Annotated in this window: 28 protein-coding genes; 12 read left to right on the forward strand and 16 right to left on the reverse strand. The window is 56.9% G+C overall.

Annotated elements, in window-relative coordinates:
• Positions 1 to 66: 66 nt before the first annotated feature.
• Positions 67 to 1,347: a methanethiol oxidase gene (mtoX, locus tag H035_RS0107295; RefSeq protein ID WP_051149826.1), complete on the reverse strand. Its 1,281-nt coding sequence runs from the start codon at positions 1,345 to 1,347 to the stop codon at positions 67 to 69.
• 170 nt (positions 1,348 to 1,517) lie between these two features.
• Positions 1,518 to 2,153 (reverse strand): hypothetical protein, encoded by a 636-nt coding sequence (locus tag H035_RS18680; RefSeq protein WP_235044552.1) that lies wholly within the window; start codon positions 2,151 to 2,153, stop codon positions 1,518 to 1,520.
• A gap of 39 nt (positions 2,154 to 2,192) precedes the next feature.
• Between H035_RS18680 and H035_RS22420 the strand changes: the two genes are divergently transcribed.
• A complete protein-coding gene (locus tag H035_RS22420; protein WP_235044553.1) occupies positions 2,193 to 2,543 on the forward strand; it encodes a hypothetical protein in 351 nt (116 codons plus the stop codon).
• The gene (locus tag H035_RS0107305) at positions 2,525 to 2,977 is read left to right on the forward strand and encodes a hypothetical protein (protein ID WP_022948334.1); all 453 of its coding nucleotides are present in this window, start codon (positions 2,525 to 2,527) and stop codon (positions 2,975 to 2,977) included. The genes H035_RS22420 and H035_RS0107305 overlap by 19 nt, the downstream gene beginning before the upstream one ends.
• Before the next feature lie 61 nt (positions 2,978 to 3,038).
• Here the strand turns inward: H035_RS0107305 and H035_RS0107310 are convergent, their stop codons facing one another.
• Positions 3,039 to 3,962, reverse strand: coding sequence for a Tim44 domain-containing protein (locus H035_RS0107310; protein ID WP_022948335.1), 924 nt, complete (start codon positions 3,960 to 3,962; stop codon positions 3,039 to 3,041).
• Between the two features lie 76 nt (positions 3,963 to 4,038).
• Positions 4,039 to 4,515 carry a cyclic pyranopterin monophosphate synthase MoaC gene (gene moaC, locus H035_RS0107315; RefSeq protein WP_022948336.1) on the reverse strand — a complete coding sequence of 159 codons (477 nt, stop codon included), beginning with the start codon at positions 4,513 to 4,515 and terminating at the stop codon, positions 4,039 to 4,041.
• 97 nt (positions 4,516 to 4,612) lie between these two features.
• Between moaC and H035_RS0107320 the strand changes: the two genes are divergently transcribed.
• Both H035_RS0107320 and H035_RS0107325 read left to right on the forward strand, forming a co-directional pair.
• The gene (locus tag H035_RS0107320; RefSeq protein WP_235044554.1) at positions 4,613 to 4,825 is read left to right on the forward strand and encodes a MoaD/ThiS family protein; all 213 of its coding nucleotides are present in this window, start codon (positions 4,613 to 4,615) and stop codon (positions 4,823 to 4,825) included.
• A 4-nt stretch (positions 4,826 to 4,829) separates the two neighbouring features.
• Complete coding sequence (locus H035_RS0107325; RefSeq protein ID WP_022948338.1) at positions 4,830 to 5,264, forward strand: molybdenum cofactor biosynthesis protein MoaE; 435 nt, start codon at positions 4,830 to 4,832, stop codon at positions 5,262 to 5,264.
• Positions 5,265 to 5,277: 13 nt separating this feature from the next.
• Here the strand turns inward: H035_RS0107325 and ppa are convergent, their stop codons facing one another.
• Positions 5,278 to 5,826 (reverse strand): inorganic diphosphatase, encoded by a 549-nt coding sequence (ppa, locus tag H035_RS0107330; RefSeq protein WP_022948339.1) that lies wholly within the window; start codon positions 5,824 to 5,826, stop codon positions 5,278 to 5,280.
• A gap of 40 nt (positions 5,827 to 5,866) precedes the next feature.
• On the opposite strand from ppa, the gene H035_RS0107335 reads away from it, so the two are divergent.
• A complete protein-coding gene (locus tag H035_RS0107335; RefSeq protein WP_022948340.1) occupies positions 5,867 to 6,697 on the forward strand; it encodes a DUF2797 domain-containing protein in 831 nt (276 codons plus the stop codon).
• Here H035_RS0107335 and H035_RS0107340 read toward each other — a convergent pair.
• Positions 6,687 to 8,228: a YifB family Mg chelatase-like AAA ATPase gene (locus tag H035_RS0107340; RefSeq protein WP_022948341.1), complete on the reverse strand. Its 1,542-nt coding sequence runs from the start codon at positions 8,226 to 8,228 to the stop codon at positions 6,687 to 6,689. The two genes, H035_RS0107335 and H035_RS0107340, sit on opposite strands and share 11 nt — an antisense overlap.
• A gap of 1 nt (position 8,229) precedes the next feature.
• Positions 8,230 to 8,478, reverse strand: a complete 249-nt coding sequence (ubiK, locus tag H035_RS0107345) for a ubiquinone biosynthesis accessory factor UbiK (protein ID WP_026596374.1) — start codon at positions 8,476 to 8,478, stop codon at positions 8,230 to 8,232.
• Between the two features lie 122 nt (positions 8,479 to 8,600).
• Between ubiK and H035_RS0107350 the strand changes: the two genes are divergently transcribed.
• Positions 8,601 to 8,939, forward strand: coding sequence for a P-II family nitrogen regulator (locus H035_RS0107350; RefSeq protein ID WP_022948342.1), 339 nt, complete (start codon positions 8,601 to 8,603; stop codon positions 8,937 to 8,939).
• A 19-nt stretch (positions 8,940 to 8,958) separates the two neighbouring features.
• Complete coding sequence (locus H035_RS0107355) at positions 8,959 to 10,257, forward strand: ammonium transporter (RefSeq protein WP_022948343.1); 1,299 nt, start codon at positions 8,959 to 8,961, stop codon at positions 10,255 to 10,257.
• Between the two features lie 32 nt (positions 10,258 to 10,289).
• Here H035_RS0107355 and H035_RS0107360 read toward each other — a convergent pair whose 3' ends face one another.
• On the reverse strand, positions 10,290 to 10,874 hold the full coding sequence (locus H035_RS0107360) for a MarR family winged helix-turn-helix transcriptional regulator (protein ID WP_022948344.1): 585 nt from the start codon (positions 10,872 to 10,874) through the stop codon (positions 10,290 to 10,292).
• Positions 10,875 to 10,977: 103 nt separating this feature from the next.
• On the opposite strand from H035_RS0107360, the gene H035_RS0107365 reads away from it, so the two are divergent.
• Complete coding sequence (locus H035_RS0107365; RefSeq protein WP_084684851.1) at positions 10,978 to 11,304, forward strand: c-type cytochrome; 327 nt, start codon at positions 10,978 to 10,980, stop codon at positions 11,302 to 11,304.
• 69 nt (positions 11,305 to 11,373) lie between these two features.
• Here the strand turns inward: H035_RS0107365 and speE are convergent, their stop codons facing one another.
• A complete protein-coding gene (gene speE / locus H035_RS0107370; protein WP_022948346.1) occupies positions 11,374 to 12,231 on the reverse strand; it encodes a polyamine aminopropyltransferase in 858 nt (285 codons plus the stop codon).
• Positions 12,232 to 12,366: 135 nt separating this feature from the next.
• On the opposite strand from speE, the gene H035_RS0107375 reads away from it, so the two are divergent.
• On the forward strand, positions 12,367 to 12,705 hold the full coding sequence (locus H035_RS0107375) for a DUF2782 domain-containing protein (RefSeq protein WP_235044555.1): 339 nt from the start codon (positions 12,367 to 12,369) through the stop codon (positions 12,703 to 12,705).
• 6 nt (positions 12,706 to 12,711) lie between these two features.
• On the opposite strand, the gene H035_RS0107380 is transcribed toward H035_RS0107375, so the two are convergent.
• From H035_RS0107380 to H035_RS0107395, 4 genes are all read right to left on the reverse strand, one after another.
• Positions 12,712 to 13,143, reverse strand: coding sequence for a YcgN family cysteine cluster protein (locus H035_RS0107380; protein ID WP_022948348.1), 432 nt, complete (start codon positions 13,141 to 13,143; stop codon positions 12,712 to 12,714).
• Between the two features lie 38 nt (positions 13,144 to 13,181).
• Positions 13,182 to 13,928 carry a rhomboid family intramembrane serine protease gene (locus tag H035_RS0107385; protein WP_022948349.1) on the reverse strand — a complete coding sequence of 249 codons (747 nt, stop codon included), beginning with the start codon at positions 13,926 to 13,928 and terminating at the stop codon, positions 13,182 to 13,184.
• A 175-nt stretch (positions 13,929 to 14,103) separates the two neighbouring features.
• Complete coding sequence (odhB, locus tag H035_RS0107390) at positions 14,104 to 15,303, reverse strand: 2-oxoglutarate dehydrogenase complex dihydrolipoyllysine-residue succinyltransferase (protein WP_022948350.1); 1,200 nt, start codon at positions 15,301 to 15,303, stop codon at positions 14,104 to 14,106.
• 3 nt (positions 15,304 to 15,306) lie between these two features.
• Positions 15,307 to 18,147: a 2-oxoglutarate dehydrogenase E1 component gene (locus tag H035_RS0107395; protein ID WP_022948351.1), complete on the reverse strand. Its 2,841-nt coding sequence runs from the start codon at positions 18,145 to 18,147 to the stop codon at positions 15,307 to 15,309.
• A gap of 225 nt (positions 18,148 to 18,372) precedes the next feature.
• Here H035_RS0107395 and lptF point away from each other — a divergent pair, with 225 nt between their 5' ends.
• Together lptF and lptG are read left to right on the forward strand one after the other, a co-directional pair.
• A complete protein-coding gene (lptF, locus tag H035_RS18685) occupies positions 18,373 to 19,479 on the forward strand; it encodes an LPS export ABC transporter permease LptF (protein WP_084684852.1) in 1,107 nt (368 codons plus the stop codon).
• 3 nt (positions 19,480 to 19,482) lie between these two features.
• A complete protein-coding gene (lptG, locus tag H035_RS0107405; protein WP_022948353.1) occupies positions 19,483 to 20,553 on the forward strand; it encodes an LPS export ABC transporter permease LptG in 1,071 nt (356 codons plus the stop codon).
• A gap of 44 nt (positions 20,554 to 20,597) precedes the next feature.
• Here the strand turns inward: lptG and H035_RS18690 are convergent, their stop codons facing one another.
• Positions 20,598 to 21,506 (reverse strand): metallophosphoesterase family protein, encoded by a 909-nt coding sequence (locus tag H035_RS18690; protein WP_022948354.1) that lies wholly within the window; start codon positions 21,504 to 21,506, stop codon positions 20,598 to 20,600.
• A gap of 3 nt (positions 21,507 to 21,509) precedes the next feature.
• Between H035_RS18690 and H035_RS0107415 the strand changes: the two genes are divergently transcribed.
• On the forward strand, positions 21,510 to 22,421 hold the full coding sequence (locus H035_RS0107415; RefSeq protein WP_026596378.1) for a hypothetical protein: 912 nt from the start codon (positions 21,510 to 21,512) through the stop codon (positions 22,419 to 22,421).
• A gap of 12 nt (positions 22,422 to 22,433) precedes the next feature.
• On the opposite strand, the gene H035_RS20750 is transcribed toward H035_RS0107415, so the two are convergent.
• Together H035_RS20750 and H035_RS0107425 are read right to left on the reverse strand one after the other, a co-directional pair.
• A complete protein-coding gene (locus tag H035_RS20750) occupies positions 22,434 to 23,594 on the reverse strand; it encodes a sulfotransferase family protein (RefSeq protein WP_022948356.1) in 1,161 nt (386 codons plus the stop codon).
• A gap of 5 nt (positions 23,595 to 23,599) precedes the next feature.
• Positions 23,600 to 24,385: an aspartyl/asparaginyl beta-hydroxylase domain-containing protein gene (locus H035_RS0107425; protein WP_022948357.1), complete on the reverse strand. Its 786-nt coding sequence runs from the start codon at positions 24,383 to 24,385 to the stop codon at positions 23,600 to 23,602.
• Positions 24,386 to 24,406 lie beyond the last annotated feature (21 nt).

A 24,406-nucleotide genomic window follows, 5' to 3' on the forward strand; every position in this document is an offset into this window, starting at 1 on the left:
GCGCTGGAAGGCGGGTTTTAATTGCAATGAGGCGGGCGGGGCCGTCCCTGGCTCCGTGCATTGCGGTTATCGGTACAAGGAATAGGCACCGAAACGCATTTGATGCGGATGTCCAAGTTTTTCCTCTATGAAGTCGATGGCGAATTCCGGGGACAATCGCTGACCGTCCCATTGATAAGCCTTGACGAATTGTTCGTTGTCTTTCCCTTTCTTATCCCATTGGGATAAGAGGGAGGAGCTGAAGTAGACGCGCTTCCCGTCCCAGCTCTGGGATACCATGTTGACTTGGGCGCCGATCTTCTTCTGGTAGATTTGCTTGGGATGGAAAGGGTCGGAAATGTCGAACAGACGAGCAGTGCCATCCATGAACGTGGTCACCCAAAGCCGCCGGTCGTCGCTTTCGATTGAAATATCCACCGGCAGGAGCGTTTGCTTGGGATCGCCGATATCGGCAACTGCTCGGGCTTGCCAGTTTTCTTCTTCATCCAGATAAATGAGCCAGATTTTGGCCGTCAAAGCGGTGCTGGTAAAACAGTAATTGTGGTTGGGATCCCAAGCGCATCGAATCTCCAGGGAGGCGCCTGGGACGTCGAATATCTTCTTGGGCTGACGTTTTTGCAGATCCCACAAAACCATGGTGTTGCCGAATTGTTTCATCGCCTCCTGATCTTTCACCAGACTGCCGAAATCCCGCATGTAATTCTTATGTCCGGTGAAAGAACTGCTCAGCATGATATCCAAGCGGGGGAGGGCGCGCACGTCGTAACCGTAACCGTCGGCGTATTGCCCGGTTTTAACGGCTCCTCGCAGATTTTTATCGGTGGGCATCCAATAGGTGGCGACGTATTCGCCCGCGTTGGTATATTCCACCAATGCGGTGCGGCCACCGTAATCCTGGTGGTTGGATAAACCGCTGATGATCATCCGATCGGGCAAAGCATAGGTCGTATGTGGGCCGACCACGCCGCCGGTTTTTTCCACGAAATCGTCAATGACTTTGAACAGCTTCGGTTTGGCGGGATCGGTATGGACGTCGAAAATAAATATTTTGCTGGTATCCAATCCGCCCGCCCATAAATATTTGCGATCATCGGTGAATCCGGAATGGTGAGCTTCGTGGCGCCCGCCCACCGAAAGCGAATGGATCACTTCTCCGTAATGGGAGGATTTAGGGTTGACGTCGATGGTGACCAGCTTGTCGGAGCCGTCTCCAACCGCCTCCATTCCCAGTGTCCAGACATAGACGAAGTCCTCTTGACCGACGATTTTTTGCATGTAAGGCGATAACGGCGTTTCATCGCCGTGGCTTGGATTGCCGAGAGCAACCATCAAGCAACCTAAAATCATCAATAGCCAATGTCGCATAACGCACCTCTTATCTAGGTTACGGGCGGAAGATCGGAGGGCCGCCCATAAGTATTATTGGTTTTCCGTCAACAAGCTCAATGCTTCGCACGGCCACCGATAATCTTATCCGGATCGGGCGTCGTTGGATATTTCAATCCTCGAATGCGTCTCTAGTCCTCAGCGGCGACTTGCACCCAAGCCGGTGGGGTCCACAAGTTTCTCACACGGTTCGGTAATGTCCGCAAACTGGTCCATTGGTTGATTAACCAAGTGGCTCCTCCCAGGGCCACCGCGTCCACCAAGCAATACCACGTTGCCACTCCGCTCGGAGGATTCCCCTGAGGGATGAAGAGAAGAGGGTCTGATGCAACCCAAGCCCATGTGCCCAGCGACGTTCCGATGAGTTCCAGATGAGTGGTGACAAAGAACGCGGCTAAATAGACCAAAGGCGCCCGCCCCCATAGGATGCAAGGGATGTAGATCGAAAATAAGATCATGCCAATCCAGTCGCCCCGTTCAGCAAGCGTGATCCCCCATAGAGACCATGCCCCCATCGTGGTGAGCACTCCCCAACAAATCGGGCGTTGAAAATATTGGAAGATGGGCGAGCGAGCGAGGGCCACGGCGGTCAGGTAAACCATGCCGTGTCCGGGCGGAATATAGGCGGGAATGTTATGGAAATAGTAGATATATCCATGCATGAGCCCGGAGGCGAAGTGCTCGCCGGCGGTGGCGAACAAGACCGCGACCATGACCTGGAGACGAACCAAATTGGTTTCCCAGTACAATAAACCGATCAATACCACCCATCCGCATTTCCCTAGGGCATTTTGCAAGGGCAGATCATGAAAGGAATCGACGTACAGACAGAAAGCGATGCCAATAAAAGTAACACCCGCGATAACCAGATCGTGAGCGCTGGCTTTGAAGGATCTCCAAATCATGTCATGAAATCATTTTATTTGACCGGTCAAATTACACGTTTCGAGCCGAAATCTCAACCGCTGAGGGCTGGACAAGCTCGGCTGGAGAAGGCAAAAAGCCGTCTCCCTGCTGGTCAACCGCAGGCGGAATGGGTATGCTTTCTTGGTGAGAGAGGAGAAATACGACGCTTCGAGAGGGCGTCTAAAAGAAGTTCGGAGATAAATAATCGAATGAGGATGGGAGTGTTCGATCTATGTGGGAAAAATTCATAAAAAATAAATATTCAGTATTACTATTAATTGTTTATGTCATCGCTTTGTATGTCATTCTCAACAAAGTCGTGGTGCCGTTCGTGCTCAATATGACCGGAAGTGAATTTTTCACGGGCGATTCCTCGGAAGGGGGAGAAGCCGCCCAAGTTCATAACGAGCGGACCGCGATGGCGTTGCTGCAGTGCAATGGCTTTGTACGGGATAAATACGACGAGGATACCGTGCTCGTTTTCGACGACAAGGCACATCAGTCCTGGGATATCGGGTTCGGTCGATTTTTAATCAAATCGAGGGTGATGGTCACCGAACCGGGAGAAGCGGCCGTCCGCCAACAGTATGTTTGCGAACTCAAACATACGGGAGGCGATTTGGCCGATCACGATAATTGGAAGCTCACAGGCTTATCGGTCACCGACGTTGCGGCTACCCAGTAAAATACGCGATAAAAAAGGCGCCGCTGAAAGGCGGCACCTTTATCTATCTCTTTATCTATCTTCAGGATGAGGCTTCGATCTGCTGGATTCCGTCCAAGATCCAAGCGGGGCGAAAGTGGCGTTTTGAGCGCACAAAATGCCAAATTTCCTGAATTTTCTCAGGTGTTTGCTGGGCTTCCTGGAGTTCGGCATCGAACAGGACGGCCGCTTCCTGCGTGTCCGGTGTTTCCTGATAGTCCAGTAGCTGTGCTTCGAGGGCCAAAACCTCGGTGAACGGTCCATTGCCGTCCATTTCTTTTTGCGCCTTGATGCCCATGAATACCTCGTCGGTGGTCAAGCCGCGAATATCGGCCAATTCATCCCGATTCCAGGCGTCTTGAAGCTGACGAAATAGATGCTTGACCTCTTCGAGGAATTGTTCCACGTAGAAATCAGCCGGTACCGCCGTCAGCGAGGCGGGGATGGGGCTTTTTGAAACGGAATCGCCTTGTTTGAACAATAAGTCGGTATCGAAAGGTCTGGAACCGGTAGCTGGACCAGATGGATCGCGGTGGTATCCCGACCCGGATGCCGCACCGCCGTAAGGCGCTTCTTCGACCGGCTGAGATCGGCGGGCGAGGAACTTGAAAGCGAGCATGGCCAGGCCGCCGAAAATCAAGAAATCGGCAAGATTCAAATGTTCGAATGCGCCGCCGAAAAACAGCGACCCCAAAAGCCCTCCGATCAGCAAGGGCGCCATCCAACCCAGCAGTCCCCCGCGATTGCGCCAGGATTGGCGTGCGGACTGGTTGGTTCGGGCCACCTTTTTCTGGGACGCGGTGCGCCGCTGTTGCAGTTGGGAGCGCTTATAAGGCGTGCTGTAAAAGGATTTGCCGCCAAAGGAACGCCCCCCGCCAAAGCGTTTGGCTTCGGCGTCCTCGATTGGAGCCAATAAGAAAACGATTCCGAGCGCCATGGTCGATAAGGCGAGCGTCAATTTAGGCATAAGCTGTTTTTTTCCTCATGCAGTGAGTTCAGAAGATTGGTTTTTCAAAGCGATGGGTCGGGCGTGATTGGATACGTCAATCGCGTCGCCAAAGACCGCTGCGGCCGCCGCTTTTTTCGAGCAAGCGGATGGTATGCATCGTCATGCCGCGGTCCACACTTTTGCACATGTCATAAATGGTCAAAAGAGCGGTTTGAACCGCCATCAAGGCTTCCATCTCCACCCCCGTGGGAGCGGTGGTTTCCACCTTGGCCAGGCAACGAACGCATTGTCGTTCGGTTTGCGGGATCAATTCCAATTCCACTTTGGTCAAAGCGATAGGATGGCAGAGCGGAATCAAGTCCGCCGTCTTTTTGCTTGCCATGATACCCGCGATTCGGGCAATACCCAAAACATCCCCTTTTTTGTGTCCGCCTTCAAGGATCATGTTCAGGGTATCCGCATGCATCTCGATATAACCTTCGGCCAGAGCGCTTCGTTTGCTCGCGGGTTTGTCGCCCACGTCCACCATATGGGCATGGCCTCGGGCGTTGAAATGGGTAAGCTTCGTCATAACGGGTCTGCTCAAGTTGGAATGGGTTGTATATGATATGTCATATCTTTGCTATCGAGTTTGGATTGAGAGGCAGTTTATGGGGATTCAGGTAAGGATGTTTGCAAGCCTGCGCGAGCGCTGGCGCATCGATCAAGTTGACTTGCCGGCCGATGAAGCGCGAACCGTGGCCGATGTCTGGCGCGTTTTGACCAAAGAGCCGTTGCCGGAAGAGGTGTTGGCGGCGGTCAATATGGAGTACGCGCGACCCGAAGCGCCGGTTAAAGAGGGGGATGAGGTGGCCTTTTTTCCACCCGTCACCGGAGGATGAGTCCATGACAGTCAAGTTGATCGCAGAGCCGTTCGATCCATGGAGCCGGCTGCAAGAGCATCAACATCGGCTTCTGCCGTCGGGGGCGTATGGGGCCACGGCCAGCTTTGTCGGAACCATGCGCGACTTCAACGAAGGAGAATCGGTGGCGGCCATGTTTCTCGAGCATTATCCGGGTATGACCGAACGCGAGTTGGAACGGATCGTCGATGAAATACGATCCCGCTGGGATTGCCTGGAGGTTCTGGTGATTCACCGGGTCGGAGAAATCCGGCCCGGCGATCCCATCGTTCTGGTGGCGGTCTGGTCGGCTCACCGAAAGGCGGCTTTCGAAGCCTGCCGCGCCGTCGTGGAAGCGCTTAAAAGCCGGGCCCCTTTTTGGAAAAAGGAGCGCCTGCCCGGCGGTGCGCGCTGGGTGGAAAAAAACACGCCTGCTTAATCCGGGATGTTTTTTAGAAGTTGGGTTTGTCCTGGACCCGATTGTAGCGCTCGATGCTGTCGAGAATTTCCTGTTTGGCTTCTTCCCGACCCAGCCAGCCTTCCACCTTGACCCATTTCCCTGTTTCCAAGTCCTTATAGTGTTCGAAAAAGTGGGCGATTTGAGCCAACTGGGCTTCGGGAATGTCACGGAAAGAATGCACCGTTTTATAAAGCGGGGTGAGCTTATCCGCCGGTACCGCAAGAATCTTGGCGTCGACGCCCGATTCGTCGGTCATTTGCAGCATGCCGATGGGGCGGCAGCGGACCACCGAGCTGGAAATCAATCGCCAGGGCGCGATGACCAGCACATCCACCGGATCTCCGTCTTCCGACAGGGAGTGGGGAACGTAGCCGTAGTTGCAGGGATACTGCATCGCCGTTCCCATGAAGCGATCCACGAACAGGGCGCCGGTTTCCTTGTCCACTTCGTATTTGACCGGATCGCTGTAAGCTGGAATTTCGATGATGACGTTGATATCGTGGGGAACATTTTTCCCGGAGGAAACCTTCATCAAGGCCATATTGGGACTCTCCTCGAACTCATTGCAAAAACGATAAATTATGAATTACCGCGGCGCTTTGCGCAAAATGAAAGTGACTTTACAGGCCGACGGCAGGGTCGGCTATCATCTCCCCCTGGGAGAGGATTCGAGGGTTCCCTTGGTCGATTGGCTGGGTCATTCCCTGACCTTGGTTTATCAGGGTGAAATTCATTGCATTCACTGCGGGCGCAAGACCAGCAAAAGCTTCAATCAGGGGTATTGTTTTCCTTGTTTCCGCAAGCTGGCCCGCTGCGATCGTTGCATCGTCAAGCCCGAACTGTGTCACCACGATCAGGGTACCTGCCGGGAGCCGGAGTGGGCACGGGCCAATTGCTTCCAACCCCACGTGGTCTATCTGGCCAACGCTTCCGATCTAAAAGTCGGAATTACCCGCAAAAGCCAGCTGCCGACCCGTTGGATCGACCAAGGGGCGACCCAGGCACTACCCATTCTGGAAGTGACATCCCGCTATCTGGCGGGATTGGTGGAAGTCGTCATGAAGCGTCATGTGTCCGACCGAACCCATTGGCAGAGAATGCTCAAGGGTGAAGCCGAGCCTTTGGACCTTTCCGCCGAACGGGATCGTTTGCTCGATCAATGCCGGGATGCGATTCAAGCGGCCGCAAACGGTTTCGGTCCCCATGCGATTCGGGTCCTGTCCGACGCCCGGGCTTTAAGTATCCGCTACCCCATTTTGGAATATCCGAACAAAGTCAAAGCGTTCAATTTCGACAAACAGGACGAAGTCGGCGGGGCTTTGCGCGGCATCAAGGGACAATATTTGATTTTCGATCAAGGGGTGGTCAATGTCCGCAAGTTCGCCGGCTACGAGGTGGTGCTCAAGGCGTGACCGGTGGCCGGGCGAGAGCGTTCGGTTTGCGATCCAGCTTGCGGTAGCCGATGGCTTCGCTCAGATGTTTGGCAGTGAGGGCGTCGCTGCCGTCCAGATCGGCAACGGTGCGCGCCACCTTGAGAATCCGATGCAGGGCGCGGTGGGACAAACCCAGTTTATCGACCGCCTGGGAAAGGAGTTTTTGACCCGCGGCATCGGTCCGGCAATGGCGTTCGATCTGGCCCACGTTCAGGTGGGCGTTGAGTTTGCCGCTCCGATCCAGGGCGATGCGCCGGGCGGCATCGACCCGGGCGCCCATTTCGGCGCTGGCGCATTCCTCGCCGTCTCGGGCGCCGAGTAATTCGCCGGTGTGGCAGTTGACTTCCAGATGGAGGTCGATCCGATCCAGCAGCGGACCGGAGATACGCTGGCGGTAACGGGCGATTTGCTGGGGAGAGCAATGGCAACGGCCGGAAGGATCTCCGTGATAGCCGCAAGGACAGGGATTCATCGCGGCGACCAGCTGAAACCGGGCGGGAAAGGTCGTTTTGCGCGCGGCGCGGGAGATGGTGATCCGTCCGGTTTCCAGCGGCTCGCGCAAGACTTCCAGTACTTTACGGTTGAATTCGGGCAGTTCGTCCAGAAAGAGGCAGCCCAGATGGGCCAAAGAGATCTCCCCTGGTCGGATTTGACCGCCCACCCCGCCGCCTACCAGCGCCGGCGCCGAGGCGGTGTGATGCGGGGCGCGAAAGGACGGCACGCGCCAGCGGGCGGGATCGAATGGCTGGCCGCTGATGGAGGCGATGGCGGCGGTTTCCAGCGCTTCGGTTTGGCTCAAGGGCGGCAAGATGGTGGGGAGGCGTTCGGCGAGCATGGATTTTCCCGAACCCGGCGGCCCCATCATCAGTAGATTATGACCGCCGGCGGCGGCGATCTCCAGCGTCCGCTTGGCCTGGTAATGCCCCCGTACTTCGGCGTAATCCACATCGTTCGCGGGACCGGGTGTCTCTGAGGGAGGCGCTACCGGCGCCAAAGGCTCTCGATCCTGGAGATGGGCGCAGACCTGAAGGAGATGCCCGGCGCCTCTCACGAGCAAATCATCCACCAAGGCCGCCTCGTCGCCGTTGAATTCGGGAAGGATGAGTTCGCGCCCGGCTTTTCGACAGTGGAGGGCCGCGGGCAGGGCGCCATAAACCGGACGCATCTCACCGCCCAGGGACAATTCGCCCAGAAATTCGCAGTGAGCCAGCGGCTGACCGGGAATCTGGCCGGAGGCGGCTAAAATCCCCAAGGCGATGGCCAGATCGAAACGCCCGCCTTCTTTGGGAAGGTCCGCCGGGGCCAGGTTGACGGTGATGCGTTGAGTGGGAAACTCGAAGCCGCAGTTGGCCAGCGCCGCGCGTACCCGGTCTTTACTCTCTTTGACCGCGGTTTCCGGAAGTCCCACGATGGCCAAGCTTGGCAGACCGTTGGCCAGATGCACTTCGACGCATATTTCGGGCGCGTCGATTCCGCTCTGGCCGCGACTGTAAACCCGCGCCAGCGCCATCTCAGTCGCCGAGCTTCTGTTCCAGCTCCCGAACCTGTTCCTCCAACGCTTCCAATTGCTTGCGAGTGCGTTGGAGCAGGGCGGTCTGGACTTCGAATTCTTCGCGGCTGACCAGATCCATCTGAGAGAAGGTGCTTTGCAGGATGGCGCGAAAGTTCTTTTCCATATCCTCGCGCACCGACTTGAGCCCTTCGGGTAGGACATCGGACAGGCGTCGAGCCAGATCGTCGAGTTGTTTCGGATCGAACATAAAAATCCTTTCTATCGATAATGGTTCAAGCATAGCCGATTCGTTTCCGGCGGCCAAATTGTCTTTTGGAATGTTTTTCGGCATAGTTTCGGCGTGTGTAATCCATTTTCAGGAGTGAATGCATGAAATTAATCACTGCAATCATCAAGCCCTTCAAGCTCGACGACGTCCGGGAAGCCTTTTCGGAGCTGGGTATCGCCGGAATGACCGTGACCGAAGTGAAGGGCTACGGCCGCCAGAAGGGTCATACCGAACTGTACCGCGGGGCCGAATACGTGGTGGATTTCTTGCCCAAGGTGAGAATCGAGGTGGCGGTGACCGACGATCTTTTGGAAAGGACGGTCGAAGCCATTGCCAGTGCCGCGCGGACCGGCAAGATCGGCGATGGCAAAATTTTCGTATCGCCCTTGGAAGAAGTCATTCGGATTCGAACCGGTGAAACGGGCACGGAAGCCTTGTAATCGAAAGAGGGGCAATTCCATGGCCAATAAGAATAAAAACGATTTGTTGCGTGGTTTGGGAGGCGCGGCGGTTCTTCTGCCGCGCTCGGCGTCGGCGGTCGAGTTCAGCGGTGCCGATACGGCTTGGGTGCTGACCGCTACCGCTTTGGTATTATTCATGACCCTGCCGGGGCTCGCGCTTTTCTACGGGGGCTTGGTGCGCGTCAAGAATGTCCTGTCGGTATTGGCGCAATGCTTCGCGGTTGCTTCGCTGGCATCCATTTTATGGCTGACGGCAGGCTATAGTCTGGCTTTCACCGAAGGCGATTGGCAGCCTGTGATCGGTGGCATGTCACGTCTGTTTGCCCGGGGGTTGACCTTGGAAAGCCTGTCCGGATCGATTCCCGAAATCATTTTCCTCGCTTTTCAGATGACCTTTGCCATTATCACGCCGGCATTAATCGTCGGCGGTTTTGCCGAGAGGATGCGGTTTTCCGCCATGCTCTGGTTTAGCGGTTTATGGCTATTTTTGGTGTATGTGCCGGTATGTCACTGGATCTGGGGCGGAGGTTGGTTGGCCGACTTGGGGGTGATGGATTTCGCCGGTGGGATCGTGGTCCACGTGACCTGCGGGGTGGCGGCTTTGGTTTCGGCGTTGGTGTTGGGGCCGCGGCGGGGATTTCCGGAGGTTCCGATGCTGCCCCATAATTTGACCATGACGGTGACTGGCGCGGGTATGCTCTGGGTCGGCTGGTACGGTTTCAACGGCGGCAGCGCCTTGGGCGCCAGCGGCGCTGCCGGGATGGCGTTGTTCGTCACCCATATCGCGGCATCCGCCGGTGCTTTGACATGGATGTTCTGCGAATGGATACGGTTCGGCAAGCCCAGCGTTTTGGGCTTGGTCACCGGGATGGTGGCGGGGCTGGGAAGCGTCACCCCGGCCTCCGGATACATCGGTCCGGCGGGAGGCTTGCTGTTGGGCCTGCTGGGGGGTGGTCTTTGCTTTGGCGCGACTCAATTCCTCAAGCGGGTGTTGAAAATCGACGATTCCCTGGATGTCTTTCCGGTCCATGGGGTCGGCGGAATTCTGGGAAGTCTCTTGACCGCCGGTTTGGCCGCGAAATCCATGGGCGGAATGGGTCTGCCGGAAGGAGCGACGATTGCCGGCCAATTTCAGGTTCAGGCTTTGGCGGTGGGTGTGGTCGGTCTGTGGTGTGCCGGCGTGACCTGGGGCTTGTTGTCGCTATTGGATAAACTGTTGGGATTGCGGGTCTCCGCCGAAGTGGAGACGGAAGGGCTCGACATTTCTCATCACGAGGAAAAAGGCTATCATTGGTAACCGGCTCGCCCCGCCTCTGCTGAGGCGGGGCCTCAAGCGACCTCGTCGGTGGGGATGTCCGGGGACAGATATTCGCGGCAGATCAGCTCCATATCCTGTTCGCTCAGGGGAAGCTGCGTCAAACCGCAGTAATGGCCGTCTTTCGCGGTTTGCAAGTGTTTGCAGGTCTTGCAGACCCCGAAGGTTTTGAAGCGATGGGCGAATTGCATGGATTTGAGCAGGGCCGCCAACCCCTCTTCCAGTTGCCTGCATTGGGCCGGGGTCAATTGATTGATGCCCGTCCTCAAGACGCTGGGAGGAGAGGTCGCCGCGACCAGCGCCTTGCCCTTGGCGGTTAAATGCAAGTGGAACACGCGCTTGTCTTGCGGGTCCGGCGATTTTTCGACATACCCCTTGGTTTCCAGCACACTGAGGGTTTGGGAGACGGTGCCTTTGGTCAGGCCCATATATTCGGTGACCGCGGTAGGCGTGTTGCTGTGGCGGTTGCAAATATCCAGATAATGCAGGATTTCCAGTTGCACCGGTTGCAGGCGGCCGCTCTCGTCGCTTTGGCGTGCCTCGGCTCGAAGAAGGTTGCCAATCCGTTCCAGGTATTCGTAGACTTTTCGTGCGGTCATCTGAAGTTATTGACAGACTGCTTGGCGATTCGGTAGGTTTCCTCTAACTGTCCCGCTCCCGATCATATTTTAACGAAAAATAGACGATGGGTTTAAGAGAGTTATGAAAAAAACTATATTTACAACTCTAACAATATTCGCTTTGCATTTCTATGGCGGTGAAGTAGGGGCCGCCGATGCGGAGGCAGGCGAGAAGCTTGCGCGATCCAAAGGATGCGCCGGTTGTCACGGGGCCAACGGTATTAGCCCCGAAGGGACCTCCTATCCCAACCTCGCCGGTCAAAAAGAGGTCTATCTGAGCCAAGCACTTACAGCCTATCGGGAAAAAAGCCGCGAGGTTTCATTGATGAACGGTATGGCCGCCAGCCTCAGCGATGAAGATATCGCCAATCTGGCCGCTTATTTTTCCAGTTTGAGTCCTTGTCCTTGACGGATGCGCGAACGGACAGGCGGTGCGGCCTGTCCGTTCTTGGTGCTGTGGAGAATCTTTTCCACATCTTTATCGACTATGAGAAGCATCCTCCAGGAAGAAATTCGGAGCCGCGAATGCCGCCTTATGAATTGCCAGATTATAGTATCGGGTAGGGAAGGGTCGGTTTTCGATCGCTTCCTCCCGAGGCTGCCCCAGCGCATCTTTGCTGGCCAAGGTGGCGCTCCACCAACCGGAAGGATAAACCGGCTGCGGAAAGAACAGGCTGTGCACCGCCTGGAATCCGGCGGTTTTCATGGCCTGCCGCATGGGATGCAGAATATGGGGATGGAAGAAAGGGGATTCGCTTTGTTGTACCAATAATCCCCCCGACCCCAGGCAGCGTAGGCAATCGCGGTAAAAGGATTCGGTGAATAACCCTTCTCCGGGTCCCAAGGGATCGGTGCTGTCGACGATGATGACATCGACGCTTTGATCCGGTGCTTCTTTTACCCAGCGAATGCCGTCGTCAAATGTCAATTGGGCCCGAGGATCTGAATTGGATTCGCACAGCTCGGGAAAATATTGCTCGGCAAGACGGGTGACGCGTTCGTCGATTTCGATTTGAATCACGCTCTCCACTTCCGAATGCCTAAGCACTTCCTTGAGGCTACCGCAATCACCGCCGCCGATGATCCATACCCGCTTGGGATCGGGATGGGTAAAGAGTGCCGGATGGGTCATCATCTCGTGATAAAGAAAGTTATCCCGGCTGGACAGCATGACAAAACCGTCGATCACCATGAGTTTGCCGAAGCCGGTCGTCTCATAGATTTCGATCTTTTGGAAGGACGTTTGTTCTTCGTGCAGTTTGCGCTCTATTTGTAAAGAAAAGGCCGTGTGGTTTTCCGGGTCGACTTCGGTAAACCAGTCGTTTGTTTCCAACATAGTTACTTTGAATGTGTGGTTTTTATAAACAGGGCCAAAGTTTCCTATATGGGCGGACAAGAAGCAAACCCGACATTGACCTGTTCAAGGCAATGGCGGTTTAATTGACTTGAAAAAACAATGGGAGTCGTGGGAATGGCGGAGGAGCTGATGCGCACCACGGTATTTATGTTAGTCCTAGGGATAAGTTTGCAAGCCATGGCGGTGGACGAGAGTCCTCCGCAATTGGAGCCGTTGCCACCCCAGGAAGCGGAAGAGCAGGAGTTGCAACCGGAGATCACCATTCGGCGACGGGGCCAGAATGTGGTGGAGGAATATCGAATCGGGGGACGTCTTTATATGATCAAAGTCACTCCGCCAGTGGGCCCTCCTTACTATTTACGCGATACCGACGGAGACGGGACCATGGATGTACGCCGCAGCGATATCGAATGGAGCCTGCGTACCCATCAGTGGAAAATCCTGGAGTGGTAGGCGAAGTCAGAGCAGTCCTTCCACGACGTGATCGGTGATTTCATCCACATCGCTTTCGGGAATGGCGAAGCTGCGGATGGATACGCCGGCATCATGGACACTTTCCGAATCGCCGCTGATCAGCGGATGCCATCCGGGCAAAGGGTTTCCTTCGGCGATCAGGCGATAAGCGCAGGTGGAGGGGAGCCAATTCAAGGGCGGGAAATTTTCCTTCAAGTCCATGCAATCGGGCACCAACTGTTGGCGGATGCGGTAGCGAGTGCATTTTCCGCCCTCCAGGTCGAATAAATCGCAGACCACGTTGGTGGATAGGATTTCGCCGGTATCGATGTCCTCGATCTTGTGCAGACAGCAACGGCCACAGCGGTCGCACAGGCTTTCCCACTCTTCCAGGGTCATTTCTCGGAGCGATTTGGTTTCCCAGAAGGGACGAGGCATGGTTCGGTTTTGTCTGGCTGACATGGGATCGTTTAAGTTTACCATCGACGGCGGTGCGGTGTTTGAGCCAAATGTTCGGCGAGATAATCGGACCGATGCATCGGTCCGGCCAAAATCAGTCCGGCCAAGAAACCGCCTACGTGTGCCCAGAAAGCGACTCCGCCGGTGCCCGGAGCGGCAAAAACACCTTCCAAAATCTGAATCAGAACCCAATAACCCAGCATGAAATAAGCGGGCACTGATACAATCGTAATATAAAAGCCGAGTGGCAACACATTTTCCACGCGTGCATTGGGATAAAGGCGGGCGTAAGCCCCCATGACCCCGCCGATAGCGCCGGAAGCGCCCACCATCGGGATCGCGCTGCCGGGATCGCTGACGATCTGGGCCGCTGCGGCCGCCAGGCCGCAAAGAAGATAAAAGGCAAGAAAGCGCCAACGCCCCATGGCGTCCTCCACGTTGTCGCCGAATATCCAGAGAAACCACATGTTGGTAATAATGTGCATCCAGCTTCCGTGCATGAACATGGAGGTGAAGACGGTCAGCCCGGAACTTCGGTTTTCGATCACGCAATCCACGTTCTGTGCCAGAGAGATGGCGGTGCCTTCGGAGATGCGTCCCAGCAATTCCCCCGGGATCAGGGCCCAGTCACACATGGATTGCAACAAGGGTATGGGCGAACCGAAACCCTGCAAGCCCGCCCAGACGAGCGCGTTGAGAGCGATGATGGCGATCGTCACCACCGGGGTACGGATGACCGGGTTCACATCCCGAATAGGAAACATGGCCGACCTCTTTCGAAGGAGCGTTCTGAGCGGCTTTTGTAAACAGCCTCTCAGCGACTCGGGTTCAGATAAACGAAGATCTTAAACATTATCTCAGCCCCGTCGATAAAGAGGAAGGCTCCTTGTCCGAATCGGGTTTGCCCAGCGTGGATCGGGGACCGATGGGAAGTAGGGGTCAGATATTCAGGAATAACCTTTCGGGCGCTTCCAGGATTTCCTTGATGGTGCGCAAAAACAGGACCGCCTCGCGGCCGTCGATGAGGCGGTGATCGTAGGTCAGGGCCAGATACATCATTGGTCGAACCACGATCTGACCGTCCACCACGACGGGACGGGGTTTGATGGCGTGCATGCCCAAAATGGCGCTTTGAGGCGGGTTGAGTAGCGGCGTCGAAAGGAGCGAGCCGAAGATTCCGCCGTTGGTGATGGTGAAGGTGCCTCCCTGCAATTCCTCCAGGGACAGATTGCCCTGCTTGGCGCGGGTAGCGAAATCGATGATTTGCTTTTCGATTTCGGCAAAATTCATTTGATCGGCGTCGCGCAGAATGGGAACCACCAAACCGCGGTCGGTGGAAACCGCGATGCCGAGGTCATAGTAACCGTGATAAACGATGTCTTCCCCGTCGATGCTGGCGTTGACCCCTGAAAAGCCTTTGAGGGCTTCGATGGACGCTTTGACGAAAAAACTCATGAACCCCAACTTGACGCCGTGTTTTTTTTCGAAGGCTTCTCCGTGGCGGCGGCGCAGACGGGTGACCTCTTCCAGATCCACTTCGTTGAAGGTGGTGAGCATGGCCGTGTTGCGCTGAACTTCCAAAAGCCGTTCGGCGATTCGGGTCCGGATCCGAGTCATGGGGACCCTTTGTTCCGGACGTTCCCCGCTTGGCGCGGATGGCGCTTGCGGCCGCTCGGCTTCCGCCGGCGGTTTCCGCTCCAAGTGGGCCTGAATGTCCTCCTTGGTGATTCGACCGTCCTTGCCGGTGCCGGTGATTCGCTTCGGGTCCAGGCCGTGTTCGGCGATCAGGCGGCGTACCGACGGGCTCAAGGGCGGAGAAGGTTCGGCTGCTTCGGGCGCGGGAGCGGCGGCCGGTTCTGCGCCTGGAGCCGGCTCTTTCCGAGGTTCGGGCGGGGCTTCGGCGACTTCGCCGGGCTTGATCGTCGCCAGCAATTCCCCGCTGGTGACCGTGTCCCCCTCGCTGTGGTGAATTTCCTCCAGGACGCCATCGGCGGGGGCGGGAACCTCCAAGACCACCTTGTCGGTTTCCAGATCCACCAATTTTTCGTCTTTTCGGGCCGAATCGCCCGGGTGCTTGTGCCAGGCCGCGACAGTGGCGTCGGCAACCGATTCCGGCAATTGGGGCACGCGAATTTCCATAAATCAACCTGCTGCTGCCTTGAGTGTGACTTCGGGATGGAGGGCGGCGTCAATGATAGCGCGTTGCTGTTCCACATGCATGGGGAAGGTGCCTTCGGCGGGCGCGGCCGCAGGGGGGCGTCCCACGTAAATCAGCTTGACGCCGGACGGGATGATCTGCAGAAAGCGGTGGCGAATTTGATACCACGCGCCTTGATTCTGAGGTTCTTCCTGGCACCATACCAATTCCTGTAGATTGGGGTAATGGGACAAGGCGTCTTGAAGCGCCTGACCCGGGAACGGATAAAACTGTTCCAGGCGCAGGATGGCGATGTCATCGAGTTGTTCCCGGCGCCGGCTTTCCAGCAGTTCGTAGTAGATTTTTCCGGCGCAAAGGATTGCCCGACGAGTCTTCTTGCGGTCGATGCCGTCGATTTCATCGATCACCAACTGGAAGTGTCCCCGGCTGAGTTCTTCCAGACTGGAGACGGCCTGCCGGTGACGGAGAAGACTCTTGGGCGTCAGCACGATCAAGGGTTTCCGGTAGGGTCGGATCATCTGGCGGCGCAGCAGATGAAATATCTGGGCCGGGGTGGTGGGGATACATACCTGCATGTTGTCCTCGGCGCACAACTGCAGGAAGCGTTCCAGCCGGGCGGAGGAGTGTTCCGGCCCTTGGCCTTCGTAACCGTGGGGAAGGAACAGGGTGAGCCCGCTGAGACGCCCCCATTTGGCTTCCCCCGAGCTGATGAACTGGTCGATGACTACCTGCGCGACGTTGGCGAAGTCCCCGAATTGGGCTTCCCAGATCACCAGGGTTTCGGGCTCGGCGGTGCTGTAACCGTATTCGAAGCCGACCACCCCTGCTTCCGAAAGGAGCGAATCGTAGAGATAAAACCGGGCCTGCTGTTGATAGGCGAGTTTTTCCAGAGGGACGAGCGGTTCGCCGGTACGGTGGTGATAAACGATGCCGTGGCGATGGAAGAAAGTGCCGCGCCCCGAATCCTGGCCGGTCAGACGCACCGCGATGCCGTCCGAAAGCAAGGTGGCGTAAGCCATGTTTTCGGCGTATCCCCAGTCCACCGGCGTTTCGCCGGCGGTCATTTTGAGACGTTCCTCCCAGACTTTGGCCACCCGCGGATGGGGTTCGAAACCCTCCGGAAAGGTCAGCCACGAATGGGCCAATTCCCGGAGCTTGGCGAGCGGAGCGCCGGATTCGTAAGGGCTGTCCCAACGCTTATCGGAATAGCGGTGCCAAGGCGCCCGGGGAGTGACGTGCCCGTTTTGCGCCACCGGCCGCAAGTTGGGATGGCCTTGTTCCAAGGCTTGCAGATACGCCTCCTCCATCGCCTTGGGCGTTTCGGGGTCGATGACTGCCGCATCCGTCAACCGCTTGCCGTAAAGGGTAGCCACGCTGGGGTATTGACGGATGTGGCGGTACATCACCGGTTGGGTGACCCCCGGTTCGTCGGCTTCGTTGTGGCCGTGACGGCGGTAGCAGACCAAATCGATCACCACATCGCGGTTGAAGGTCATGCGAAAATCCAGTGCCAGCTTGAGCGTGAACAACACCGCCTCGGGATCGTCGCCGTTGACGTGAAAAACGGGCGCCTCCACCATTTTGGCCACGTCGGTGGAGTAGGTGGTGGAGCGGGCATCGAAGGGATTGCTGATGGTGAAGCCGATCTGATTGTTGACCACGATGTGGATCGTGCCGCCGGTGTGAAAGGCGCGCGTTTGCGCCATTTGCAGGGTTTCCATGACCACCCCCTGGCCGGAGAAGGCGGCATCGCCGTGGATCAGAAGCGGTAGAATTCGGTTATGGCCATCCTTTCCGTAACGATCCTGGCGCGCCCTGACCGATCCCTCCACCACCGGATCGATGATTTCCAGATGGGAAGGGTTGAACGCCAAGGCCAAATGGACCGGCCCCCCGGGGGTGTCCACGTCGGAGGAAAACCCCATGTGATATTTGACGTCGCCGGTGGTTCCTTCCAAGGGGCGGCCGCGGCCCTCGAATTCTTCGAACAATAATTGGGGCTGCTTGCCCAGGATATTGGTCAGGACATTCAGCCGGCCCCGATGGGCCATGCCGATCACCACTTCGCGTACTGCTTTGGCGCCGGCCTGCTGGATGAGTTCGTCCAATAAAGGGATGAGGGTTTCGCCGCCTTCCAAGGAAAAGCGTTTCTGTCCCACGTACCGTCGGTGGAGATATTTTTCGATGCCTTCGGCGGCGATCAATCCCTTGAGTAACTGACTTTGCTGGGCCGGGGAGACGCTCTGGCGGGCTTCGGTGGTCTCCAGCCTTTCCTGGAGCCACTGCCGGATCTCGGTCTGCAGGATATGCATGATTTCGCTGCCGATCGATCCGCAATAGGTCCGCTTGACCTTGGCCAGAATCTCGCGCAATTTCATCCGTTTTCCATTGGCCAGGGTGGCGGCGTCGAATTCGGCGTCCAGGTCTTTATCGGAAAGGCCGTAATAGATCGGATCCAGTTCCGGCAGATAAGGTCGGGGAGCCAGGGGCAAGGGATTGGTTTCCGCAGTTCGATGCCCCATCAGCCGATATCGATTGATCAGCTGGTTGACCGCGATTTGTTTGTTGCAAGGCGCGGCTCCGGCCGCTTCAGGCCGGGCAACGCGTGGCGATGGAGGCATTTCCTGGAAACGGCGCCGGATTGCCTCATGCGGAATGTCGGGGTGGGACGGCATGCGTCGCTGGAGTATCCGGAAGTGCTCCCGCCAGTGGGGCGGGACGCTTGCCGGGTCGCTCAGGAATTGTTCATACAGGGCCTCTAGAAAAGCGGCGTTACCGCCGTAAAATGGAGAAGTATCGAGATAGTCGGCGAGTGACTTTTTCATGGGAATTTCAGGCGGGTGGTCGGGCGGGGTCCAGCATCGGATCGTATATTCCCCAGGGCAGCGTTGGTACAATGGTCCTTTAATCTTAGCAAAGCGAGCGTTCCATCCCCAAGCCGTCGGCTTTACTCATGGCTAGCGCAAAAATCAACCCGTTTGGTTTTCGTTACGATGAATTATAAAGCGAATGTCGCGCGATTAAACGATTTTCTAACTTGAGGGGTAAGGGTGATACCCGTAAGGTTTTTGGTCCTCGACCGTTATCTGGTGCGCGAAATTTTGCGTCCATTTGCGGCGACTTGTCTGTTGTTCATTTTGTTGTTCGGCAGTTACAGCAGTGCCCGTATGCTGTCCGATGCAGTGGCGGGTTTGTTGCCGATGGACGTGGTCTGGCAATTGATCGCGCTTAAAATACTGATTGCCTTGGAGGTGCTTTTCCCCATTGCCCTGTATTTATCGGTGGTGATGGGTTTGGGGCGGCTGCACGCCGATTCGGAGATGGTCGCCATGGCGGCCTGCGGCTATGGCGAAGGTCGGGTGGCCTGGACGACCTTCCGCTTGGGACTGATCGTGGCCGCGGTGGTGGCTTGTTTCGCCATCCTGATCCGCCCCTGGGCCTATACGCAAAGCTATCAAATCGAAAACCGCGCGGAAGCGGAGTTTGATGTCAATAAGCTTGAAGCGGGACGCTTCCACGCCAGTCAAAGCGCCGGTTACGTCCTCTTCGCCGAAAAGGTGGATCGGGCCGAGGGGCGACTGCGCCGGGTTTTTTTCAGTCAGGATCAGGCCGACGATAAAGTCCAAGTCGTCTACGCCGATTCCTTGACTCAAGGAGAAAGGGAGCAAGGGGCGACGCCTTTGATTTTCCAAAACGGCTATGCCTACGAAGTGGACCCCAGCGGCAGTTCGGATATGACTTTACGTTTTCGGCACTTGACCTTGTTTTTGGACGGTGCGCCGGAGCCGCTCGGATACCGCAGCAAAGCCGCGCCCACGAGTCAATTGTGGGGGGCTGAAGACCCCAAGGATATCGCCGAGCTGCAGTGGCGAATTTTACGTCCCGTGAGCGCGATACTCCTGGCGTTGCTGGCGGTTCCCCTGAGCCGCACCGCGCCCCGACGAAGCAGATATATAAAGACGATTTTGGCGATCGTCCTATTCGCCGTCTATTACAATCTCATCGGCATGGCCAAGACCTGGGTGAAAGAAGGGGTCGTGGGCCCGGTGCCCGGAGCCTGGTGGCCGGATGCCCTGTTGCTAATGTGCGTCTTGGTCTGGTATTGGCCGTTGATTACCGGCCGTTGGCGCTTGTTTCGGCTACAAACCTTGGGTTGAACCGTGGATATCTTAGAGCGCTACCTCGGGTTTAATTTTCTCAAAGGCTATTTGCTGGTCCTTTTGGTTTTGTTGGCCTTGTTCGGCTTCCTCGATCTCATCGACGAACTCAGCGAGGTGGGGGAAGGCAGCTATCGAATGGCCGACGCTTTTTTGTATGTGTTGTCGACTTTTCCCACTAAGCTGATCGAGTTTTCCGCCGTTTGCGTTCTCATGGGAGGCAGTTTTGCTTTAGCTGGATTGGCCCGGGGGAGCGAGCTGTTGGCCATGCGCGCCGCCGGCATGTCGGTGGGCCAGATCGCGGTGGCGCTATTGAAAATCGTCTTGATGTTGGCGGTCGGGTTGGGTCTGGTGGCGCAGTTTGTCGCACCGCGCAGCCAACAGTGGGGGTTTCTGCATCGGCATCAAGCGTTGACCGATAGTGACGCATTGCGAACCGCGCAGGGGTTTTGGTCCCGGGATCTGCATTGGTTCATGAATGTGCGCAGCATCGTGCACGGGCGCATCCCGCAAGATATCGACATCTATCATTTCGATGACGACGGTCGCTTGCTGGACTTTATTCATGCCAGCCACGCCGAGATCCAGGTAGGCGGTAAATGGTTGCTGCAGGACGTCACCTTGAAGCACTGGCGCGAGGGGGTGCTAAAGACCGAGCGTCAGCCGCAATGGTCGTGGCAGTCTTTCCTCACTACCGAGCAACTGCAAAGTTTGAAGCTCCCGGCGGAAACCTTGTCCCTATCCGATCTTTGGGGCTACATGCGCTATTTGCGCGGCAGCGGACAAAAATCGGAGCGCTATGAATTGTTGTTTTGGCAGCGAGTATTGTTGCCGGTGGGAATGGCGGTCATGGTTCCGTTTCTGATTCCCCTGATCCTGACCAACCCCCGCGCCCAGGGATTGGGATGGCAGGTCGCGTTTTCGCTCGTGGTGGGGGTGCTTTATTTTCTGGCCACCCAGGTGGTCGCCAATACCGGTTTGCTTCTCAACATCCCTCCCTTGTTGACCGCGTTGACGCCGACTGCCGCGATCTTGGTTTTAACCGTGGGGGTATGGGCTTGGTGCCGGCATTAGGGGGCAGACATCGCAGTGGGGGCGACCGGCCGGTCGTTTCTGCCCTAACCGCCGACATCCAAACGGAACCGTCCTTCGGGGTGGAAACATCCGGTCGGCGTGCAGTAGCCGCGAATTTCCACCTCGATCTCGAAGCCGCCGGTGCGGGGGATCAGGTGGTAGAGATGGTAGCGGGCGCGATAACCGCGTTTCCGCCCCCGGGCGGAAGCGGAGGGGATGCCGATCACAGGAATCGGTTTGCTCGGGCCGGGGAGCCAATGGAGCTGCCAATAGTGGCTGTGGCCGTGAAGTATCAGCCCGCTTCCGTGTTGACGCAGGATGTCGTTCAATGCGGCGGCGTCGGTCAGACGTTTGCGGTGTTTGACCGCTTCCGGATGGGGGGGGTGATGGATCAGCAAAATCCGGCAACGACCCGGATCGGGGGGGCGCCCGAGCAAAGCGGACAGACTTTCCAATTGAGTCCTGCCGAGCGTGCCGGTGGCCAGGAAGGGCGCGCTGGGAGGGGCCGAATCGATGCCGATCAGATCGATGGGTCCGCGCCGTCGGAGGGCGGGGAAAATCCGGGGATTCGCGCGGTGATCGCCGAGCAGGTAGGGTTCCCAAAACTTTAGGGATTCTTCCCACCGAGTGGCGATATAACGGTCGTGATTGCCGGGAATGACCGTGACTCGTTCGGGTCGGCCCAGGCGGGCCAGCCAGTCCGCCGCCTGAAGGTATTCCGATGGCAGTCCCAGTTGGGTCAGATCGCCGGTCACGGCGATATGGTCCGGATCTTGAGCTTTTAAGTCCCGGTGCAAGGCTTCCAACACTTCGGGCCGGTGTTCGTGGCGGCGTTTGAGTTGCCAGGAAAGATACCCCAACAGGCGTTTTCCCCGAAGTTGCCGAAGAGAAATCGAATTGAGCGAAGTGAGATGAGGATCGGATAAATGGGCGAGACGGAAAGTTTGCGTCATTGGATGAGTGGTCAAATTCAAGCCCCGGCATTCGCGCCGGTTGCCCCGTTGGTGGAAAAACTGCGTGAGCTGCACGGTGCCGGGGTGGCCGCGGTGCTCATGTACGGCTCCTGTCTCCGCAGCGGCGATCCTTTCGATGGCCTAGTGGATTTATATGTGCTGGTGGACGATTATACCAGCGTCTATGTACACCGCTGGCAGGCGTGGGCCAATCGTCTCTTGCCGCCCAATGTCTTTTATTTGGAAATAGAGGTTGAAGGGCGTCCCCTCCGGGTCAAGTATGCGGTCTTATCGCGGCAAGATTTCGCCGCGGGCGTGAGCCAATGGTTCCACTCCTATCTCTGGGGGCGCTTCGCGCAACCTTGCCGCTTGCTCTACGGACGCGATTCCGATACCGCCGACTGGATCTCTGAACGGCTTGTGGAGGCGGCGCGGACATTCATCCGGCGGACCGTTCCCGCATGTTCGGCGTGTCTTACCTTGCCCGAGTTATGGCAGAGGGGGTTGCGGTTGAGTTATCGGGCCGAGCTTCGCGCTGAAAACGCCGCCGCCAGGGCACAGCAGTTATTCGACTATGCCGCGGATTTCTACCAAATCTTGACGCCTCCCTTATTGCGAGAACTTCCCTGGACGACGCAGTGCGAGAACGGACGCTACTGCTTTGCCATTCCCAATGCGACTCGAAGGATCGCCAAAGCCGGATGGGCGCTGCGCTTCCTCCAGGGGAAAGGTTTGTCCCTGCTGCGCCTGATCAAGTCTCTGTTTACCTTCCAGGGCGGGGTGGACTATATCGTCTGGAAGCTGGAGCGCCATACCGGTCGGAAGATCGAAGTTCCGCCCCGCGCCCGCCGCCGTCCCCTGGTTTATGGTTGGGGCGTGTTGTGGCGACTCTATCGCGAAGGGGCGTTTCGTTAATAGTTTAAGCACCTATACATAAATTGTGTGGTGTATGGAGGTGCGCCGGTAGTATTCCGCAAACCCGTTTTTCTTCCCTGAAAAAAGGTTTACAGGCACTTCCCTTTGTTTTCCTAGAAGGAGAGAGGGCCGGGAGATTGCCTTGAGGGCGTTTGCCCCCTCCCTGGCCCTCCCCCCAGCGGGGGAGGGTTGGGTGGGGGGAGAAGAATCTTTCCACTGGCTCAGATCGCGATTCAAAAGGGAACCGAGCAAATCGATGTCTTCTCGGAAAGTGGCTACGAGTTCTTTCCGAAGATCATTCGCCATCGGGGGGCGGGGGCGATAGACAAGATTTTTGCTCAGCAACCATTTGCGCAACCGTTTAATCGGATGTTTCTTCTTGGTTTTTTTTCTTTTTCGTTGGTGCTCCAGATGAACCAGAAAGCTTTGTACCTGGGTGGGCGGGCGTTTCAGCCAGCGCTGCAACCATTTGAAGCGCGGATATTTGTGGCTCGCCCGCGGCGGAAACGCCGTCCGACCGTCGTACTCGACGCCGATGAATTCGAGCACTTGCCGATAGACGGAGAGCGGATCGGCGATGAAATCGTCGAATACCAGCACCAGGCAGCGCTCCCGGCCGACCTGTTGGAAAAACCGCTCGAGATATTTTCCCAAACTACCGATCTCCGCATACTGCAGCAAGAAAGGGTTGCGGCAGGCTTTGGGCAGGCGTTCTCCTTGCTTGCGTCGTTCCTGCAGCCGCCAGGCGGTGGCGAAATCCGCTTCGTCTTCGTCCAGGAGGGCGACCAAACGGGAATGATAGGAATAGACCAGATCCACGGGGTTGCGCACCATGACGATGAAACGCGCCCCCGGATTCAGGGTCAAAATGCGCTCGATGGCATCCCGGTCGTACAGGTAGGACACCGACCCTTCTCCCATGACTTTATGGCGAGCAGGTTCATAATGGGAAAAGCAATGGCGCAGATAGAAATGCTCGTCGAGATCGGGATGGCGCTTGCGGATCAGGCTGAAGAAATGGGGTTCTTTGGGTTTGGAAAAACAAATCTGCGGATGATGGCCGAGATAATGGCTCATGGCGGTGGTGCCGCAACGGGGGGCTCCGACCAGGAAAAAATCGGGAAAGAACGGAAGATCCATTTCCGTTGCGCAGGGTTTCGGTTTGGGGTTCATGTATTTTAACCGTCCTGACTGACGGGTTGGTTTTCCATGCGGCGCAGGGCCGCCGCGTACCGGTCTTCCCAGCGCTGCATATTCTTGACCCCGTCCTTGACATAGGGGGACGCCTTGATCAACGCCAGCATCAGCCGGCTGACGATTTTTCCCTGCCAGCGCAAGGGGCGTTCCACATGCACCAGGAGGACGACCCGGTGTTCGTCGGTGTCGTTGCGTACTTCATGGTCGAAGGTGTCGTCGAAGACGAAGCATTTGCCTTCTTCCCAGGTGAGTTTGCGATCGGCCACCCGCAAATAGCATTGGTCCTTTTCCTTGGGGACGATCAATCCCAAGTGGCAGACGGTAAAGCTCTTGGTGGGTCCCCGGTGGGGCGGAATGTGATAGCCCGGGTCGATCATGGAAAACCAAGCGGTCATCAGGCCGGGGATGGACTCCAGGACCTTGGCGGTTTCCGGGCAGCGCTCGCAGTTTTGTTCGATGCGGCGACCGAAGCCGTACAAGATATGGGTCTTCCAGTGATCCCCTTTGGAAATCCGGGTCTGGTCGGGGGAGATTTCGTGGAAGGCGGGGATCAGATCCCGCTCCTGCAAGAGCTTTTCGGCTTCCTTTTGGATTGGCGCATAGTTTTTCTCCAGACTGGGCACCCAATCGAATTGGTCGGCCTCGAAGGCGGGCGCGTCGCCGATCAGGGATTGGCTGGCGAGAAAGCGGTCCACCGTTCGGGTGAGGGCCTTGCCCGTTTTGATGATGGCGCGGCGTTTTAGCTGCTTGATTCGCTCCAGATTCATGTTCGGTGCCTGTGGCTTTGT

The organism is Methylohalobius crimeensis 10Ki, assembly GCF_000421465.1.
GTDB classification, from domain to species: Bacteria; Pseudomonadota; Gammaproteobacteria; order Methylococcales; family Methylothermaceae; genus Methylohalobius; species Methylohalobius crimeensis.